Below are 17,264 nucleotides of genomic sequence, written 5' to 3'. Positions count from 1 at the left end.
TATAATAAAAACGTATATTTGCAGCATCGATCCACATAATTAATCCCGGATCGTTAAAACTCATCACAATACTGTACTGTCCGTACAGCTTTTACATATACGTTATCCATTTTACATGTTATTTCAAGATTTAAATTTAATTGAGCCTATCCTTAAAGCCCTTAAAACCGAAGGATATACTCAACCCACCCCCATACAGGAACAATCTATCCCTATTATATTAGACCGTAAAGATCTGTTAGGATGCGCCCAAACCGGTACCGGTAAAACAGCGGCATTCTCTATACCGTTATTACAAATACTTTATAACGAACGTGCTCAGCATAAAGAACAAAAAACCATTAAGGCCCTTATTTTAACCCCAACCCGCGAACTGGCTATCCAAATTGACGAAAGTTTGGCAGCTTACGGCCGTCATACTGGTTTAAAGCACCTGGTTATTTTTGGTGGTGTATCGCAAAACTCGCAAACCGAAGCCCTGCGTCGCGGAGTGGATATATTAGTAGCAACACCAGGCCGTTTGCTCGACTTGATGAATCAGCGCTTTGTTCACCTGGAGCATGTGAAGTTTTTGGTTTTGGATGAAGCCGACCGTATGCTGGATATGGGCTTTGTGCACGATGTAAAAAAGATTATTGCCAAAGTGCCTGCCAAACGCCAAACGCTGTTCTTTTCGGCTACGATGCCTAACGAAATTAAGCAACTGGCCGATACTATTTTAAACAAGCCGGAAAGGGTAGAGGTAACACCAATATCATCAACCGCCGAAACTATACAACAGGAAATGTTCTTTGTGGATAAAGGCGATAAGAGGAACCTCCTCACCCACATCCTGAAGGATAAGAATATTAAAACGGCACTGGTATTTACCCGCACCAAACACGGTGCCGATAAGGTGGTAAAAGACCTGAGCCGTGAAGGTATTATAGCCGAGGCCATACACGGCAACAAATCGCAAAACGCACGTCAGCGCGCGTTAACTAATTTTAAAAATCGTACTACCCGCGTATTGGTAGCTACCGATATTGCCGCACGCGGTATAGATGTAGACGACCTGACGCACGTAATCAATTACGAGCTGCCTAACGTACCCGAAACCTATGTACACCGTATTGGCCGTACAGGCCGTGCAGGTGCCAGTGGTATAGCCCTGTCGTTTTGCGATCATGAAGAGCGTGAATTTTTAAAAGACATCCAAAAGCTGATTACCATTGTGATACCGGTAAACGATGCACATCCTTACCCTATGAAACAGATGAACAATCTGGATAAGGTACGTGAGGAAATGAAGAATCAGGGTGGCGGTGGTCGTTCGGGTGGCGGTCGTTCAGGCGGTGGCAACCCTAACGGCGGCGGTGGCAAACGCAGCTTTGGTGGAGGCGGTGGTAACCGCAAGCCATCAGGTTCTGGTCGTCGTCCGGCTGCAAAAAGTTAATTAAGCATTTGTAAGGTTCATTTATTCCGCATACATTTATAATGAATTTCAAATTATTGAATATGAAACGCGCTGTTGATCTGTTGAAGAATAAGTTTTTCCTGGTAGCCGTAGTATTTGTGGTATGGATGCTGTTTTTTGATAAGAACGATCTGTACTCGCAATACGAGCAACGCCAGCAACGTATCAAACTGGAGCAGGAGCGCGATTTTTATACTAAGGAAACCGCCCAGGTAAGCAAAGACCTCGACGAGTTAACCTCCAACCCAGCCAAACTGGAAAAGTTCGCCCGCGAGAAATACCTCATGAAAAAAGCGAACGAAGATGTGTTTGTGATTGTTAAAGAAAAGAAGAAGGAAGAATAAGAATTATATATACAAGAAAGCCATTGTTTGAAAAAGCAATGGCTTTCTTGTATACGTACGTTAAGCTCAAAATAATTTATTGAATTAATGTTACAAAACCTTTTTGTACAGTAGCTTTTCCAATTTCATCAGTATAACTTACTAACCAGTAATAAGTGCCAACCGGCATCATATAACCTTTCATTTTGCCATCCCAACCCCAATGAAGATCTTTAGATGCATATAGCAGGCTTCCATAGCGATTGTAAATGTGAAGTTGGTAGTTTGTAGCCCTGCTATCTTCATTAGGCCTGAATATATCATTTATTCCATCTCCGTTGGGTGTGAATGTATTTGGAAAAGTAACCGGATTGCAGCTTTCGCGTTCCAGCTTCACGGTAACTTTTTCGGCAATGCAGCCGTCTTTTTTAAGTATTCGGAAGTTATAGTCGCCCGGAGCTAAGTCTTCAAACGTAAAATTATATGGGTAAACCGAAGATTTATATTCAATGCTATAAAGACTTGGATCAGTTAAAACTTGTAAGCGAATATTTCCCGGTATATCGCACAACGGCTTTTTGGTGGTTACTGAAAACTTGGGCCGCATTAAATCGTAATTGGGTATCTCAATAGTTACTTGCTTGCTGTTTCCCCCCGATGCTGCCACTTTAACCGTATAGGTGCCTGGTTCAAGCATATTAAAAATACCTGTACTATTACTAATATCATTGTTAAGATAATAAGTGTACTGCTCGGGTATAGGCATGCCAGTAACCTGTATTACACCTTTGCCCAGTACATTGCATTCTTGGTTTACAGAGGAAGAAGCAATTTCTACAATACAGGGCTCGTACACAACATTAATCATTACCGAATCAAGAACACAGCCATTCGGCTTTAAAATAACAAACTGATAATTTCCTTCGGTTAGGTTATTAAACTTATTATCAAAATTGTAAAAGCTGCCTTTGTAGTCAATTTTATAGTTAGCACTATTAATGGGCAAGCTAAATGTTATTTCGCCTTTTTGGGCACAGTAATGATTGGTTTTAATGTATGACACCGCCGGATCAGTCAAACTGTAATCTGGAATAATGGCTGTAATTTCCTTCTTATCATCGTTCGATACAATTTTAATATTATAGGTGCCGGCTTTTAAATGATCAAATTTACCGGTTGTATTACTAATCTTATCATTTAGTATGTAGGTATAAAGGTCGAAGTGGGTTTTGGTTAAAACCTGAATGTTTCCTTTTCTTATAGTATTACATTCTTGAGTTATCTGCAAACGATCATATTGTATGGTACATTTTTCACGAACCAATAACTTCCCAATAGTGTCAACCACACAGTCGGAATTGTCAACAATCTCAAAGCGTTGATAACCGCTATTCAAAAATTCAAATTTGTGGTTGAGCGCAAATTTGCTTGAGCCGTATCTGATCTTATAAGTGCCATCGTCGTTAGCGCTCGATACCGTAACAGACCCAAGGGTAGTGCATGTTGGGTTTTGCGAGGTAATGGTGGTTACCGGCTTTTGAATAGTAAATTTGGAAATAGTTAGAACTGTGTCTTTCTTTTGCTTATCGGTTGATACGCTGATTTGAAAGGTGCCGGGGTCTAAGCCGCTAAATAAACCTGTGGAGTTGGTAATGCCATTTAAGGTATACTTATAATCAACTAAGGCGTTATCACAAATTATTTGTATAGTGCCCTTTCCCACAAACGGGCATTCAGCACTCTCTTTTAAATTGTTAATTACCATTTCGGGTAAACTGCCGTCTTCAACTTCACTGGCCGCGTCGCCTACACTGTACGGTAAAGTAAATGATGTTCCTAAGGTTTTGTAATTATCAAGATCTAATTCAATAACGTTAGTTGAGCCAAAGCCAACATTATCAAAAGCATAAATTTTATTTTGCGTACTGCTAAATGCGCAACTTGCCAGGCCGAACACCGAACCGCTCATTGGAATAACCAGGGAGTTTTTGGAAGGATCGGCTAAGTCTATTTTAGCTATTCCGCCACTGGTTGAAGCCATAAAAAGGTTGCCTTTATAAATAATGACATCCCCCGATGTTTGAAAACGACAGTTACCTAAATTTGTTGATTTTTTGGCGACAGGGTCAATTTTGTAGAGTTGACTGTTTGATTCGAGATACAACATGCCCTCACTATTAACGGTTAATCCATTTGAGTATGGGATACTCATAACAAACTTACAATTTGTTATTGTTTTGCCAATGATGTCTCCACTATACAATTGAGAACCATTACTGTAATATATTACATTTTTATATACGGCAATAGTGTTGAAAGTTGCAATGGTGCAGTTAGTCATGTCCTCGGTTTTAGCACCGGTAGGGGTTACTGTAACCCTTTTAATTTGGCTACCAATGGTTGCGTAAAAGCGCTGACTGTAAAGGGTTGTTGAAATTAAAAAAAATAGGACAACAAGAACATATTTCTTCATTAATACATGATATGATAAGGCAGCTAAATATACATAGCTAATTCGACATAGAACAATTATCTATGTTAAATTATGCCATACAAACTTCCACCCTTTTCGCCCATCTTGTCAACTAATTTTTCTACCTCTGGGTCTTTAATTAGTTCGGGTGCATGGTGCGGTTTAATACGGGCGTTAATAATTAACGGACCGTGGCAGCCCCAGTGTTTATGCTCGGTAAAGCTGCGAATGCCATAAATATCGTGCGATGGGTTGCTGCGGGTAAAGGTTACCCAAATTAGGTTGTTTATGGTTTGGGCTGTAAAGCCGGCATCGTCGCATAATACCATTAGTGGTATGCCGCTCAGGTCTACATCTTTCAGGTGATCGTCTAAAATGCCCAGTGCATCAACAATATCATCTTCATGAATAAATTTGGGTATTTCAATACAAAGCACACCCGGCATCGCCATTTTGAAAATATTGAACGGGCGCGGCAGGCTAAAACCCGACGGCAACTCAGTCCACAATTCTCGTTTAACTTCACCTGCAACCGCTATGGCTACTTTACTGCCGCTGTTTAAACCGCTGCCGCTGTAATCCAGCGTGTCGATGGTGGTACGGGTGTAAAAGTGTAGGTCGCGGGTGAGGTCAATGCGCTCTAAAACATGTTTCAGGAACGCGGCTATGTTGTTGATGTCCAAAGTAGTATCATCTTCCTTAGCGGCTATAAACAGGTATTTAGCAAGGCTCAACTGGTTCTTGCCTAAGATGTGATTGGCAATGGTCAAAATCTCTTGCGGGCGGCGTTCCTTTAAATAAGGTGTGTACCGCTCGCTGCCAATGGCAAATAACAACGGGTGAACCCCGGCCGCATCTACGGCGTTTACCGCATGCAGTCCGGGTATTTCCGATGGCAGGGCCGATCCGGTAATCTCGTGGATCAGTGCTCCAAAACTGGTATCTTCCTGCGGTGGGCGACCCACTACTGTAAAGGACCAGATAGCATCTTTACGGTGATACACATTATGTACCTTCATCAACGGGAAAGGGTGTTGTAAGCTGTAATAACCTAAATGATCACCAAACGGACCTTCGGGCTTGTTTTCGTGCGGCATTACCGTGCCGGTTATCACAAAGTCGGCATCGGCCGATATGCAAAAGCCTTCGGCATCATAAAAATACCGGAACCGACGATTACCCAATGCTCCGGCAAAGGTCATTTCCGATAAACCTTCGGGTAGCGGCATTACCGCCGCCACCGGGTGCGATGGCGGTCCGCCTACAAATATGCTCACTTTTAAAGGCTGGCCTTTAGCATTTGCTTTGGTTTGATGCACACCAATACCCCTGTGTAACTGGTAATGTAAACCTATCTCTTTATCCAATACGTACTCGTTACCTCCTAACTGAATGCGGTACATACCCAGGTTAGCGTTCATGATGCCCGGCTTGTCGGCATCTTCGGTATAAACTTGCGGCATGGTTACAAATGGGCCACCATCCATAGGCCAGTTAATTACCTGTGGAAGGGCACTAATTTGCGTGCGGCCGAAATTGACAGGGGCGCTTTTTCCGGTTTTCATAGGCAGGGCCGATAGCGCAGTCAAAGCTACATTGGCATAGCTAAACGGTCGCTTAAAGGCTTTCATAGGGTCGGTTTTAAGGTCGACCAGCGTTTTAATCTTATCCAGTGTATCTCTAAAAATAAAGCGTGAGCGATCTAAAGTACCGAACAAGTTACTTATTGCCGGAAACTTGCTGCCCTTTATATTTTCGAATAAAATCGCTGGTCCCTGGTGCTCATATACGCGCAGGTGAATAGCGGACATTTGCAAATAAGGATCAACTTCTTCTTGAATGCGAATGAGGTGACCGTTTTTTTCGAGATCGGTAATGCAGGCTTGTAAACTTGGGTAACCCATTTAAGGTGTATGTTTAGTAATGGTTCAAAAATAATAAACTTTATGTGCCCTTAATCCACCTGTTTGTCAAATCTTGGCATGTATTGTGTGTAGTGTAAAGAAAATAAATTAACATTATGGAAAGTACAGCGATGAAATTGGGTGCCGAAAAGGAATTTGCCGTACCCGTATTAGAATTATACAAGGCCTGGACAACGCCGGAGGATTTGAAACAGTGGTGGAAACCATCTGAAAGCCATTTAAAAACCGTTGAATTGGAAGTTATAGAAGGTGGTAAATTTAAGTACGAATTTGAAGGCCGCGACGGTGAAATATCTGTAGTAATTACAGGTGAGTACCAGGAAGTACAAGAGAACGAAAAATTAGTTTACAGCTGGAACTGGAGCGTACCTGCAAATGCTGTTAAACCCAGCGAACATGTACTTACCATATTATTTACCGGCAACGGCGATGGCAGTACGCTTAAAGTAACGCAAGAAAATTTTTTAGACAACGAATCGATTAACCCACACCAGGAAGGTTGGGAAAAGGCGTTAAACGATCTGCATGCCTATTTGAGCAATTAGGATTTTTATCTGCATGTCTTGCTGAGCTTGTCGAAGCACTCTACGCTGTTAGATCTTCGGCAAGTTCAACCGGCAACCTTGTAAGTTAACTATGCCTACTGGGCGAGCCCAATTGAAATGCTTATTTTTGCCCGATGAAACATGAAGAAGTAGTTGCCGCCCTTAAAATTATTGCCGAAACCACGGCAGCCAAAGGTGTAAGTAAAGAAGACGTACAGGAATTAAAAAAGTATAATTTGATTAATATCGACGAATCCGAGAAAGTTCCCGTTTACAGCTTAACAAAAAAAGGTAAAGTAATGCTGAAGGCCAACTCGAAAGCATAAAGCATTTTGTCCAAATGTAAGACAGATTATGGTTTAAAGCTGTTTGGGATTATGAACGGTTGTAATCATTATTAAATACCCTAATAACAAAGCTTGTCTGGAACTGACGACCAATCATGTTCAATATTCGTCATTAATAAAGCGTTATCAAACTTCACAGAGCCTTTAGCAAATACGTTTTCATTCTCAAAATAGCTTGACCGTATATGGCTTACTTCCAATGGCTTCATTTCCCATCGGTATGTGTTAAGGTGCAATCCATCACATTTATTGCCGTTAGGAGAGTAACCTATGGCACCTGCCTGGAAAAATGCAGAAGCTTCCTCCAGATCATTAAAGATGGAGTTGGATCCAAATGAGTTGGCAATTTTTGCCTTCACACTAATTATAGTGGCATCTGAACTGGCAAAAGCAATGTGATAGTTATCCGCAGTTTCCTTCACATCAAATTTTGCATGATAATGCCTGCCAGGGAATGCCCTGCCACCAACCATCGCATTAAAGCCCGAAGAAGTATCTCTTCTGGGGATATAAACTCCTTCCTTTATTTCACCGTGTTCCATCCATTCAACCGCGATACGATGAGCACCATTCTCTGAACCAATGCCAACAAACGCCGGGAAACCTTTGGGGCGCTCTTGTTTTAACCTGATCAGGCATATACCAGCGATGGCTTTACCCTTGAATACTTTAGGGGCGAATGGGAATGGTATAATAGTTTTGGCTACATCGAGGTCAACTGTAAAGTTAACAAGCATGCGCCTTTCAATAATACCTGTAATGGTTGGAATCCTCATATAATTTACTTAGCCGGTTTCACTGCTTTGCCCATCATTAGTTCTTTAATTAACTTAACTGGTGCACTGCCGTAGCTCAAGAACTTCTCGTTAAATTCCTTTACGGAATAAGTCTCGCCGGCTTTCTTTTTATAGGCATCGCGTAGGTCAATAATTTCTTTGTAGCCGGTATAATAACTGGTGAGTTGCACACTGCTTACGCTTACCCGTTTCCATTTGCCTTCGGCCTCTGCTTGTTGTTGAAATGCTTCGCGGTTGAGCAGTTTGATGGCTTGCTCTTTGCTCATGTTGCTTACATGCACGCTGTAATCTAATATGGCGTTACATACCGAGCGGAGGTTCCATTTATACCACATCAGGCGCATCTCGGGTTCGTTGTTGCCATAACCTGCATCCAGCATCATTTCTTCACTATACACTGCCCAGCCTTCTATCATCGCACCGTTTTGCAATACCGATTTAATTAAGCTTGGCGTTTTATTGGAATATACCAGTTGCGTATAGTGCCCCGGTATAGCTTCGTGAATGCAAAGGATTTGCAACAAATACTGGTTGTATTCACGCAAGTAGCTTTCAGCACGTTCGGGTGCCCAGCCAGCCAGGCTGCCTACGTTAAAGTAAGTGTTACCGCCTTTATCATACGGCCCGGGCGAACTTACCGACGCGCCCGCCACACCGGCCATATAGGCCGGTTCTTTGCGCACAATGAGCGGTTTGCTGGGGTCTTGCTTGAGCAGATTTTTGGTTTTTACAAAATCCACCAGTTTTGGGATCAGCTTTTCTATAGCGGTTTGAAAATCATCGGGTTTTACATGTTTGGTAGATAAGGTGTCTATCACGCGGCTAATTAATTCCAGAGAGTCTTTAGGCATAGGTTGCTTGCCAAAGTATTTTGGCCAAAGCTGCCTGCTGAGTTTGCCCATTTCCTGGTGTAATTGCTTTTTACGGTTGTTGGCAGCATTGAAAATTTGCTGTGCCGTAAAGGCCGACTGGATCTGGTACTTGAATTTTTCCTGGTATAAATCCTGCCCTAAACGGAAACTGCGGGGCTTTGCGCTTTTAAGATTACTAAGCCAGTCGGCAAAAGCCTTAATGGCTACGCCCGATAGCTTGGCGCGGGTTAGCATTTGTTTTTGGAGTGCTTCAGGTATCTTGGTCTTTTTTAGCGAATCGGCAAAGTCTTTTTCAAATACGCTCAGGCCGCCATTGATCTGATCTATGGTCAGGCTGGTTAATTCAGGAACCGGGTTTTTGATCTGTTTCTGCGCCTCTTTAAAATACGAGGGTATGTTCTCCATTTTTTCATAAAAGTTACGCAAGCGCTTGTCAAGCGGGGCATAATGTTCGTTTAAAATGTAAGCGAACGTGCTGATGATGTTGTAAGTATTAGGGTTCCATTCCCAGGCTTTAAGACTTTGCAGGTTAAACTGTATCTCCTGCACCTCGTTTTGAATGAGCTGATAATCCATTTTATTGGATTCTGATAGCGTATTAGGATCGTAATGCAACAGTGAGTCAGCTTCTACTTTAGCAAAAGTGATCAGCTTATCCCGGTTGGATGCGCTGGGCACCAGCAGTAAACTATCATATTGGTGATAGCCGGTTTGCGTGGCCCGGTCAGGATCCATTTTCCATAACGATTCTAAGAAGTGCTCTTTGTAACCTCCAAAGGCAGCATCGTTTTTATTCATTTCGGCAGGGCTGCCGCCATCTTTTTTACAGCCGATGAGCATTGCTGCCAGTACTACTATTGCTGTTAATAATTTTTCAACCACGAATCAGTGTAATTTGCTTTGGATATAAACGTACGCAATTACTGCGATAATTGGCAAATGCTAATCATCGGGCTCGTAATTATTTGGATGCTTGCAACCAAGTGATGGTTGATTTGTTATACTTTAAAACGTATTACTATGCTCAATAATAGCCAAATTCTTTTAACCGAAGTTTTACAACTACTTAACGGCGGAACAGCCCACGCCAAACTGGATGATGCTTTGAACGATTTGTCCGCTAACCTTCGCGGTGAAAAACCTCATGGTTTACCTTACAGTATATGGCAATTAGTAGAACACATTCGTATTGCCCAATGGGATATGCTAGAGTTTAGTAAGGACGGTAACCACCAATCACCCAAATGGCCCGATGAGTATTGGCCTAAGGAAACTGAACCGGACAGTGAAGAAATATGGGCGGCATCTATATCACAAATTAAAAAAGACCTGAATGAGTTGGTTGAACTGGTAAAAACCGGCGACTTATATGCGCCTATTCCACACGGAACCGGCCAAACGCTTTTACGCGAAGCCCTGCAAGTGGCCGATCATACGGCCTACCACGTAGCAGAGATCATTGTGTTAAGAAGGTTGTTGGGTGCATGGAAACCATAACGTTTTTATCCCTCCTTGGGGAGGGTAGGGAGGGGTTCAGACGAATGTTTAAGCGCATGACCCTCCCTTCCATCGCGCAAGTCGGCCGCACCCCTCCTCAAGGAGGGGTTTAGAAATCTTTCTATTTAATAGTTTTTACAAATTCTACCACCGCAGCCGTCAACTCCGGTTTAACGGGTAATTCGGGTTGGTTATAGGTAGCCATATTAGCAGGTGCGGCAGATGGAGCATCTTTAAGTACGTAGTTCATGCCAGGTATAACCACCAGTTTGGCATCTGATTTTCCTTTTTTCAACCTTTCGGCATCTGCTACGCTTACCTGCAGGTCATTAGAGCCTTGTAGAATAAGAACAGGAATTTTAAGCTTTTTGATCTCACGCACCGGGTCGAAACGCATCCAGGTCATGAGATAAGGTTGTATGCTAACACGGGCTATGCTGTATAAAGCAGGGTCCACCTTGTCGTTCACCTTGCCACGGCGCAGGCTATCGGTAATATCTTTATACCCTTTAGTGATGAATTCGGGCTGATTTTTGATCTGATTAGACATAATTTTATCGGCCTGCAAGCTTTCGCCTTCTACCGATATAAAGCCGTTTACCGGCTGACCGCTGGACGATAGCATGCCCACCAGGGAACCTTCGCTATGACCCAATACAATAACTTTAGAAAAACGCGGATCATCATGCAGTTGCGTAATAAGTGCAACGGCATCGTCAACATAATCATCAAAACGCATTTGTGATTCGCGGGTAGGAGAAATGGTTTCGCCCACCAAGCGCTTATCATAACGTAAAGAGGCGATACCTTCTTTAGCCAATGCGGCCGCTAACAGCCTGTAGGTGTTAGGTTTTTGATTAAGTTTGGGCTTGTTGCCGTCGCGGTCTGTTTGCCCGGCTGAAGCGATAATTAAAACCACAGGTACCTTGCCAGTAGCTTGTTTAGGCGTAGCCAAAGTGCCGCGTATAGTACCCGACAGGGTTTTAAGTTCAAAAGGGGTTTCGGTGGTATAGGCATCGTCAACAATAGCGGCAAGGGTGGATTTACTTGCAGGAGCATAATTATCGAACAACAAGCCGCCTATTTTCCCGGTAGGGTTCAGGCTTATTTTCATGGCCAGTATGGCTTTTTGAAAATCGACCCGGTAAGTGGCTACGTTGTTTTCCATACTTAAAAAAGTAGCCCTTTGTAACCCTCCCGATTGCGCCTGCAACTGCCCCAGCATCTGGCGGTTTTTTTCCAGCGGCATATCGGTTTTCACCTCGGGCGCAAACATGGTAAAAACGCTATCGGCCTGGTTACGGTTGTAAAAGAGCATAAACCGGTTCAGCACCGTACGGTAGGGCATAGGCTCGGTTTGTGCAAAAACAGGCAGCAGGCTTATAAATAAACAAATTAATACGAGTACTTTTTTCATCATCTATATTATATTACAAATGCAAATATCTAACTAAAAACCCACCTAACACTTGTATTGACCATGATAATTTAAAGCCCTCATTCCTGGGGAGGATTGGGAGGGGCTTTACCCAGCATTACCTGTTATGGCACTGATAATAATAATAGCTAAAACCAGCAAGCTGATACCGGTATAAAGCCAGTCTTTTTCTAATACAAACCCAATAGCCGAAAACATGATGCGGACGATAGGCGTAGCAATCAACAAAATAATCCCTGCCTGTATAATGGCCCTACCTCTAAAGGTTAGTATGCCATGCCATATACCACCGGGGGTATGCACAAACTCGGGCACACCCACAAACCGGCTGTAATGCACGGTTTCGGTACTATGACGATAGATGTACAGGCAACCGCCAATAAGCACCACCAGCATAGATATGATAACGCCCAGGCGCAATATCCAGCCTATGATTTGCTGTATGTCTTTATTGTCTATATGTTCTATATCTTTCATGAAAGCCCCCCCAACCCTCCCCGGGAGGGAGGGCTTTAAAATATAATTTGATTACAAAAGTCTCCCCTCCCGGGGGAGATTTAGAGTGGGGCTATATCTTATGATTTAAACCGTTATAGATCATTTGCACAGCCAAAAAGGTAACAATAACTGCAAATACCCAGCGCAGCCATTGCGACGATTGAATATGCACCAATATTTTAGATCCTGTTAAGGCACCCAGTAAAACACCGATTACTACCGGCATTGATAGTCCCGGATCGATATACCCACGCTGCAAGTAAACCACCGCGCTGGCGGCAGCGGTAACGCCTATCATAAAGTTGCTGGTGGTGGTTGATACCTTGAACGGTATGCGCATAATGCCATCCATAGCCACTACTTTTAAAGCACCCGAACCAATACCCAGCAAGCCCGAAATAACGCCGGCAAACAGCATCATGAAAAAACCGCCTGCCACATTCAGTACATTATAGCTAACCAGTCCGTTGGTGGTAGGGTAAGTACTGTTCAAATTAAGTTTTTCGGCCCAGATGCTTTTGCGCTGGCTTACCATTTCTTTTTTTGGTTTTAACGACATGAGCGCCGAAAAAATAAGAATTACACCAAATACCACTGCAATAACACTGGTTTGAATGTGCAGGGCCAGCATAGCCCCTGTCATGGCGCCAATGGTAGTGGCAATTTCCAGGAACATGCCCAACCTGATGTTGGTAATACCTTCCTTCACGTATGCCGCCGCCGATCCCGATGAAGTAGCGATAACCGATATTAAAGCCGCGCCAATGGCATAATGTATATTAACATTAAGCAGTAGCGTAAGCAGGGGGATGATGACCACACCACCGCCCAAACCGGTTAAAGAACCCAACAGTCCCGCAAAATACGACCCGGCTAAAATTATTAAAGTGATAACTAATACAGACATGCCTGGCCGCTAAGGTAACAAATACAAAGTAAGAGGCAGTGGAGAATAGTATATTTAGTGCTGTTATCGGTGTTCCCGACTGGTCAGTCGTTCACCCCCCACCAAACATGTTGGTGAGCGTACGCACTCACGTAAAGCGAGATGCTGTAGTTTTCACCAGCATAATAAAAATAGCTATTACCTAACACATTCCGCCCTTCCCAACAGTTGTCATTATACACAACTTAACACATGATCGTTAACTATACTAATCAGGGCTGGGAAATTACTACGCAAAGGGCACACGGTTTATTGGCCGCGCAGGTGGCTATGCATTGGGCGGTAAAAGAACGTGCGCAACGGTGGACCGAAACCCTGCTGGCCATTGCCGAGCACGACGATGCCCGTACCGAACTGGAATCGGCCCAACTACTAACTCCGCAGGGTGGTCCGCTTAATTTTGATATGCAGTTATTCGACCCGGAACATTGTCGTTTGCTACATAATTACGCACTGTCCAAAAGCCGTTATATAGCCTTGCTGACATCCATGCACATGGTTTTTTTGTATCAAAAGGAGGAGAAGACTAACCCGCTGGTGAAACCTTTTTTAAAAGAACAAGCCCGCCTGCAAAAGCAATGGTTAAAGGAACTGGACATGGATGAGAAGGAGGTTCAACGCATTTATAATTTACTGGAATGGTGCGATGCCTTTTCGCTATTGCTATGTCAGCATAGCGTGCAACCCGAGGAACGTACGGTTGAAATAAGCAACGGACCCGATAGTAGACCATATCATCTACAAAGCAAGGGCAACCAACTCACTGTTAAGCCCTGGCCCTTTGAAACTGAAACGTTTGAGGTAAGAGTTGAAAAAAGGATTGTTGAACAGTTGCAATTTAAAGATAATGATGAGTTTAGAAAGTGCTTTTTGGAGGCCGAGGTAAAGGAGATGATTTGGCAACTGACTTCGTAGAGACACGATATTTTGTGTTTGAGGTTTGATAGGATGTTGAAGACAAAAGTATAATATATCTACAAGAGTAGATGTATTGGAAACTGCTTTGTTTAGAAAATGTTGTAGTGTTTATGCACCATAGGATGCAGGGTATTTTGCTGCGCAGTGGTGGTTTCGCTTCGCAATAATCATAATCTTTTGCTAAACACAAAACCCCCTCCGAAACTGGAGGGGGTTTTGTGTTTAAATCAATTACACAGCGTCCGACAGTGACGAGAATGTGAAGTCGCGTATTTTCATAGGCGGTATCAGGTAACTGCGACTGCTTTCGCCACTAAGGGCACGTACGGGTTTGCCTAATGCTTCTACATTGTTTAGCATAATTACCGGGCTTTCGTTAAAACGCATATTTTTGATAGGGAACTTGATCTGGCCGTTCTCAATGTAGAATGTGCCATCGCGGGTAAGCCCGGTTAAGGATACCACTTGCGGGTCAACCATACGTATGTACCACAAGCGCGTAATTAAAATGCCTCGCTCAGTGCTTTTGATCATCTCATCCAAACTCATGGTGCCACCTTCCATAATAATATTGCTGGGGCCGGGTTGTGGTTTTACACCTTTTTTTTCGGCCCAGTAGCGCGAATAGCTCAGGTTTTTAACCACACCTTTATCAAACCAGTACGTTTTTTCGAGCGGTAAACCGTCACCGTTCCAGGTGCCCGAGGGTAAATCGGGGTTAAAAGGATCAGAATAAATAGTTACTTTTTCATCCAGTAATTTTTCACCTAAGCGCGTGCCGCCGCCTCTTTTACTTAAATAACTGCGACCCTCATCGGCACTACGGGCATCAAACCGAAGCATGTTTTCCATCATATAAGTAGCTGCGATAGGCTCCAGTATAACGGTGTATTTACCCGGCTCAATGGCGCGGGCACCTACCGAACTTAATGCTTTTTGCGTAGCTATTTTAGTAGCCGCATACGTATCTAACTGGCTTACATCGGTAAACCCGCGAGAAGCGTAGCCCGATCCGGTACCTTCGGCATTACGGGTAGTTACCGAAAAGGTAACATCGGTTGATTTGTTATAAGCAAACATGCCTTTAGAGTTCATAACCGCCCTGAAGTCGGTTGAATTCTCTAAAAATCCTGCTGCGCTTAGTTTGGCTTCTTTGGTAACCTGCAAACTTTTAGCCACTAATTCTGCCCGGCTTTCGGGGGTCATGGCGGCAGTTTTTTCATTATAGGTCAACGACTCTTTAAAGGTTTGAGGGCCAAGCGGTGGCATGTACTCCGAATTTGCCGGGGCCAGTTGCGCCAGTTCTTCCGAGCGACGCACCACTTTTTCGAGCGATGCGTCATCAAACTCGTTAATGGTGGCTGTGCCGGTTTTTTGGCCAAAGGTTGAGCTTACAGCTAACCCGAGCGTACCTATGTCACCGGCGGTTGATACCGCGTTTAGCGCGTAGCGAATATTACCACCTTCGGTACCACCCAGGCTGATCTCGCAGGCGTCGGCTTTTGAATAACTGAGCACCTTCTTTAATAAAGACTGTGCTTCTTCTTTGCTAAGTATTGGCATATCGTAATTATCCGATTCTTCTTTTAGTATTAATTACATTAACTCCCGTAAACTTGGTGGTGGCCGATCCGTGCGATACGGCGTTCGACTGGCCGGGCTGACCTTTACCATCATTAAACGCACCGCCTAAACGGTAGTCTCGCTCATCGCAAACAGCTGCACATGAATTCCAGAACTCCTGATTAGTGGCCTGGTAAGCAACATCGTTCAGCATGCCCACTATTTTTCCGTTCTTGATCTCGTAAAATAATTGACCGCCAAACTGGAAATTATAACGTTGCTGATCGATAGAGAAGGAGCCGTTACCTACAATGTAAATTCCTTTTTCTACGCCTTTGATCATATCATCAACACTTAACGGGGTTTTTCCCGGTTGTAATGATACATTAGGCATTCGCTGAAATTGTACATCGCTCCAGGTTTGAGCGTAGCAGCAGCCTTGCGATTCTTTTAAGCCTATCATGTGTGCCTGATCGCGAATGGCCTGGAAGTTCACCAATGTGCCTTCTTTTACCAGGTCCCATTGTTTGGGTTTAACACCCTCATCATCATAACCCACAGCACCTAAAGAACCTTTTTGGTTTTTATCGGCTACAATGTTCATGTTTTTGCTGCCGAATTTGAAGGTGCCCGATTTGAGCTTCTCTAAAGAAAGGAAACTGGTACCTGCATAATTGGCTTCGTAACCTAACACACGGTCGAGTTCGGTAGGGTGGGCAACCGATTCGTGAATGGTTAACCACAGGTGCGAGGGATCTAATACCAAATCGTACTTGCCCGGTTCAACCGTTTTAGCCGATACTTTTTCGGTAGCGTTCCTGGTGGCGTTCTTTACGTCCTCCAACATATCGTAACGGTTGCGGTAACGGGTAACAATACCCTGCATCTTTTCAGATTCGGTAGGGGTTAAATATTCATAACCCATACCCACCGGTGAGCTCAATGCAGCGCGTGTTTCAAAAGCGCCTTTAGCGGCGTCAATTTTAGTTACGCTGAAGTTAGGATACAAACGGTGAATATCCTGATCGATGTAAGAACCATCGGTTGAGGCAAAATATTTTTGCTCGTTAATGGCTAATATAGTAGAGTTTACAAAGTTTGCTCCACCAGCCAAAGCCGCACCGTTAACCGACATTAACAGGTCAACTTTCTCTTTAATAGGTATTTCGAATGCGTTTTTTTCAATCGGGGTTTTCCAGGTTACTTCGCCATAACCTTTTTGAGGGGCAAGTTGTACCGGTGTACCGCCAATTTTAGAGTTGGCTCTGGCTACGGCTACTGCACGTTCGGCTGTTTTGGCAATACCGTCTTTAGTTACATTATTGGTAGCTGCAAATCCCCAGCAACCGTTTACTAAAACACGGATACCCACACCGTACGATTCGGCATTGGCTACGTTTAACACGCGGGTTTCGCGGGTTACCACAGCCTGGTTAAGGTAACGGCCAATACGTACATCGGCGTAGGATGCACCTTTTGATTTGGCGGTGTTGAGGGCAACATCGGCCAGTTCTTTTTTAATGCGCGCATCCACCTGCTCTAACGACTGCAACGGATCAATGGGCGTACCAAAGGCCGGCAGGTTGGGTAGCATAATGGCACCCGCACCCACACCCGATAAATAAATAAAATTTCTACGTTTCAAGGTTTAATCCTCCTTTAGTAT

General features: G+C 43.7%; 15 protein-coding genes. 6 read left to right on the top strand and 9 right to left on the bottom strand.

Translation table 11 applies throughout. The features are described 5' to 3' along the window. Positions 1–115 precede the first annotated feature (115 nt). Positions 116–1,435 carry a DEAD/DEAH box helicase gene (locus ACFQ3S_RS15220; RefSeq protein ID WP_377165969.1) on the top strand — a complete coding sequence of 440 codons (1,320 nt, stop codon included), beginning with the start codon at positions 116–118 and terminating at the stop codon, positions 1,433–1,435. Between the two features lie 41 nt (positions 1,436–1,476). Next, positions 1,477–1,800, top strand: coding sequence for an FtsB family cell division protein (locus ACFQ3S_RS15215; RefSeq protein WP_377165967.1), 324 nt, complete (start codon positions 1,477–1,479; stop codon positions 1,798–1,800). Between the two features lie 76 nt (positions 1,801–1,876). Here ACFQ3S_RS15215 and ACFQ3S_RS15210 read toward each other — a convergent pair whose 3' ends face one another. Beyond that, entirely contained in the window at positions 1,877–3,991 is a 2,115-nt protein-coding gene (locus ACFQ3S_RS15210; RefSeq protein ID WP_377165966.1) for a gliding motility-associated C-terminal domain-containing protein, read from the bottom strand. 326 nt (positions 3,992–4,317) lie between these two features. Next, positions 4,318–6,156, bottom strand: coding sequence for a UbiD family decarboxylase (locus ACFQ3S_RS15205; RefSeq protein ID WP_377165964.1), 1,839 nt, complete (start codon positions 6,154–6,156; stop codon positions 4,318–4,320). A gap of 116 nt (positions 6,157–6,272) precedes the next feature. On the opposite strand from ACFQ3S_RS15205, the gene ACFQ3S_RS15200 reads away from it, so the two are divergent. Then, entirely contained in the window at positions 6,273–6,722 is a 450-nt protein-coding gene (locus ACFQ3S_RS15200; RefSeq protein WP_377165962.1) for an SRPBCC family protein, read from the top strand. A 134-nt stretch (positions 6,723–6,856) separates the two neighbouring features. Beyond that, complete coding sequence (locus ACFQ3S_RS15195; RefSeq protein WP_377165960.1) at positions 6,857–7,048, top strand: hypothetical protein; 192 nt, start codon at positions 6,857–6,859, stop codon at positions 7,046–7,048. A gap of 80 nt (positions 7,049–7,128) precedes the next feature. Here the strand turns inward: ACFQ3S_RS15195 and ACFQ3S_RS15190 are convergent, their stop codons facing one another. Together ACFQ3S_RS15190 and ACFQ3S_RS15185 are read right to left on the bottom strand one after the other, a co-directional pair. Next, on the bottom strand, positions 7,129–7,845 hold the full coding sequence (locus ACFQ3S_RS15190; RefSeq protein WP_377165958.1) for a DUF2071 domain-containing protein: 717 nt from the start codon (positions 7,843–7,845) through the stop codon (positions 7,129–7,131). A gap of 5 nt (positions 7,846–7,850) precedes the next feature. After that, complete coding sequence (locus ACFQ3S_RS15185; protein ID WP_377165956.1) at positions 7,851–9,620, bottom strand: DUF885 domain-containing protein; 1,770 nt, start codon at positions 9,618–9,620, stop codon at positions 7,851–7,853. A 138-nt stretch (positions 9,621–9,758) separates the two neighbouring features. On the opposite strand from ACFQ3S_RS15185, the gene ACFQ3S_RS15180 reads away from it, so the two are divergent. Then, positions 9,759–10,235: a DinB family protein gene (locus tag ACFQ3S_RS15180; RefSeq protein ID WP_377165954.1), complete on the top strand. Its 477-nt coding sequence runs from the start codon at positions 9,759–9,761 to the stop codon at positions 10,233–10,235. A gap of 121 nt (positions 10,236–10,356) precedes the next feature. Here the strand turns inward: ACFQ3S_RS15180 and ACFQ3S_RS15175 are convergent, their stop codons facing one another. From ACFQ3S_RS15175 to ACFQ3S_RS15165, 3 genes are all read right to left on the bottom strand, one after another. After that, positions 10,357–11,655 carry an alpha/beta hydrolase gene (locus ACFQ3S_RS15175; RefSeq protein ID WP_377165952.1) on the bottom strand — a complete coding sequence of 433 codons (1,299 nt, stop codon included), beginning with the start codon at positions 11,653–11,655 and terminating at the stop codon, positions 10,357–10,359. A 105-nt stretch (positions 11,656–11,760) separates the two neighbouring features. Further along, entirely contained in the window at positions 11,761–12,150 is a 390-nt protein-coding gene (locus ACFQ3S_RS15170) for a DUF1634 domain-containing protein (protein WP_377165950.1), read from the bottom strand. Between the two features lie 91 nt (positions 12,151–12,241). Further along, complete coding sequence (locus ACFQ3S_RS15165) at positions 12,242–13,078, bottom strand: sulfite exporter TauE/SafE family protein (protein WP_377165948.1); 837 nt, start codon at positions 13,076–13,078, stop codon at positions 12,242–12,244. 231 nt (positions 13,079–13,309) lie between these two features. Here ACFQ3S_RS15165 and ACFQ3S_RS15160 point away from each other — a divergent pair, with 231 nt between their 5' ends. Beyond that, the gene (locus tag ACFQ3S_RS15160) at positions 13,310–14,032 is read left to right on the top strand and encodes a DUF3891 family protein (protein WP_377165946.1); all 723 of its coding nucleotides are present in this window, start codon (positions 13,310–13,312) and stop codon (positions 14,030–14,032) included. 234 nt (positions 14,033–14,266) lie between these two features. Here the strand turns inward: ACFQ3S_RS15160 and ACFQ3S_RS15155 are convergent, their stop codons facing one another. Together ACFQ3S_RS15155 and ACFQ3S_RS15150 are read right to left on the bottom strand one after the other, a co-directional pair. Beyond that, positions 14,267–15,598, bottom strand: coding sequence for a TldD/PmbA family protein (locus ACFQ3S_RS15155; RefSeq protein WP_377165944.1), 1,332 nt, complete (start codon positions 15,596–15,598; stop codon positions 14,267–14,269). Positions 15,599–15,605: 7 nt separating this feature from the next. Further along, on the bottom strand, positions 15,606–17,243 hold the full coding sequence (locus tag ACFQ3S_RS15150) for a TldD/PmbA family protein (RefSeq protein ID WP_377165943.1): 1,638 nt from the start codon (positions 17,241–17,243) through the stop codon (positions 15,606–15,608). Positions 17,244–17,264: the final 21 nt, after the last annotated feature.

The sequence above is a fragment of the Mucilaginibacter terrae genome (genome assembly GCF_042679325.1).
Classification (GTDB): Bacteria; Bacteroidota; Bacteroidia; order Sphingobacteriales; family Sphingobacteriaceae; genus Mucilaginibacter; species Mucilaginibacter terrae.
This window is presented reverse-complemented; position numbering and strand designations above follow the sequence as displayed.

What these genes read in the sequence shown, in the direction of transcription:
- ACFQ3S_RS15165 (WP_377165948.1), bottom strand. Translation starts at nt 13,078, where the DNA reads ATGTCTGTATTAGTTATCACTTTAATAATTTTAGCCGGGTCGTATTTT.
- ACFQ3S_RS15170 (WP_377165950.1), bottom strand. Translation starts at nt 12,150, where the DNA reads ATGAAAGATATAGAACATATAGACAATAAAGACATACAGCAAATCATA.
- ACFQ3S_RS15175 (WP_377165952.1), bottom strand. Translation starts at nt 11,655, where the DNA reads ATGATGAAAAAAGTACTCGTATTAATTTGTTTATTTATAAGCCTGCTG.
- ACFQ3S_RS15180 (WP_377165954.1), top strand. Translation starts at nt 9,759, where the DNA reads ATGCTCAATAATAGCCAAATTCTTTTAACCGAAGTTTTACAACTACTT.
- ACFQ3S_RS15220 (WP_377165969.1), top strand. Translation starts at nt 116, where the DNA reads ATGTTATTTCAAGATTTAAATTTAATTGAGCCTATCCTTAAAGCCCTT.
- ACFQ3S_RS15190 (WP_377165958.1), bottom strand. Translation starts at nt 7,845, where the DNA reads ATGAGGATTCCAACCATTACAGGTATTATTGAAAGGCGCATGCTTGTT.
- ACFQ3S_RS15205 (WP_377165964.1), bottom strand. Translation starts at nt 6,156, where the DNA reads ATGGGTTACCCAAGTTTACAAGCCTGCATTACCGATCTCGAAAAAAAC.
- ACFQ3S_RS15160 (WP_377165946.1), top strand. Translation starts at nt 13,310, where the DNA reads ATGATCGTTAACTATACTAATCAGGGCTGGGAAATTACTACGCAAAGG.
- ACFQ3S_RS15195 (WP_377165960.1), top strand. Translation starts at nt 6,857, where the DNA reads ATGAAACATGAAGAAGTAGTTGCCGCCCTTAAAATTATTGCCGAAACC.
- ACFQ3S_RS15155 (WP_377165944.1), bottom strand. Translation starts at nt 15,598, where the DNA reads ATGCCAATACTTAGCAAAGAAGAAGCACAGTCTTTATTAAAGAAGGTG.
- ACFQ3S_RS15210 (WP_377165966.1), bottom strand. Translation starts at nt 3,991, where the DNA reads ATGAGTATCCCATACTCAAATGGATTAACCGTTAATAGTGAGGGCATG.
- ACFQ3S_RS15200 (WP_377165962.1), top strand. Translation starts at nt 6,273, where the DNA reads ATGGAAAGTACAGCGATGAAATTGGGTGCCGAAAAGGAATTTGCCGTA.
- ACFQ3S_RS15215 (WP_377165967.1), top strand. Translation starts at nt 1,477, where the DNA reads ATGAATTTCAAATTATTGAATATGAAACGCGCTGTTGATCTGTTGAAG.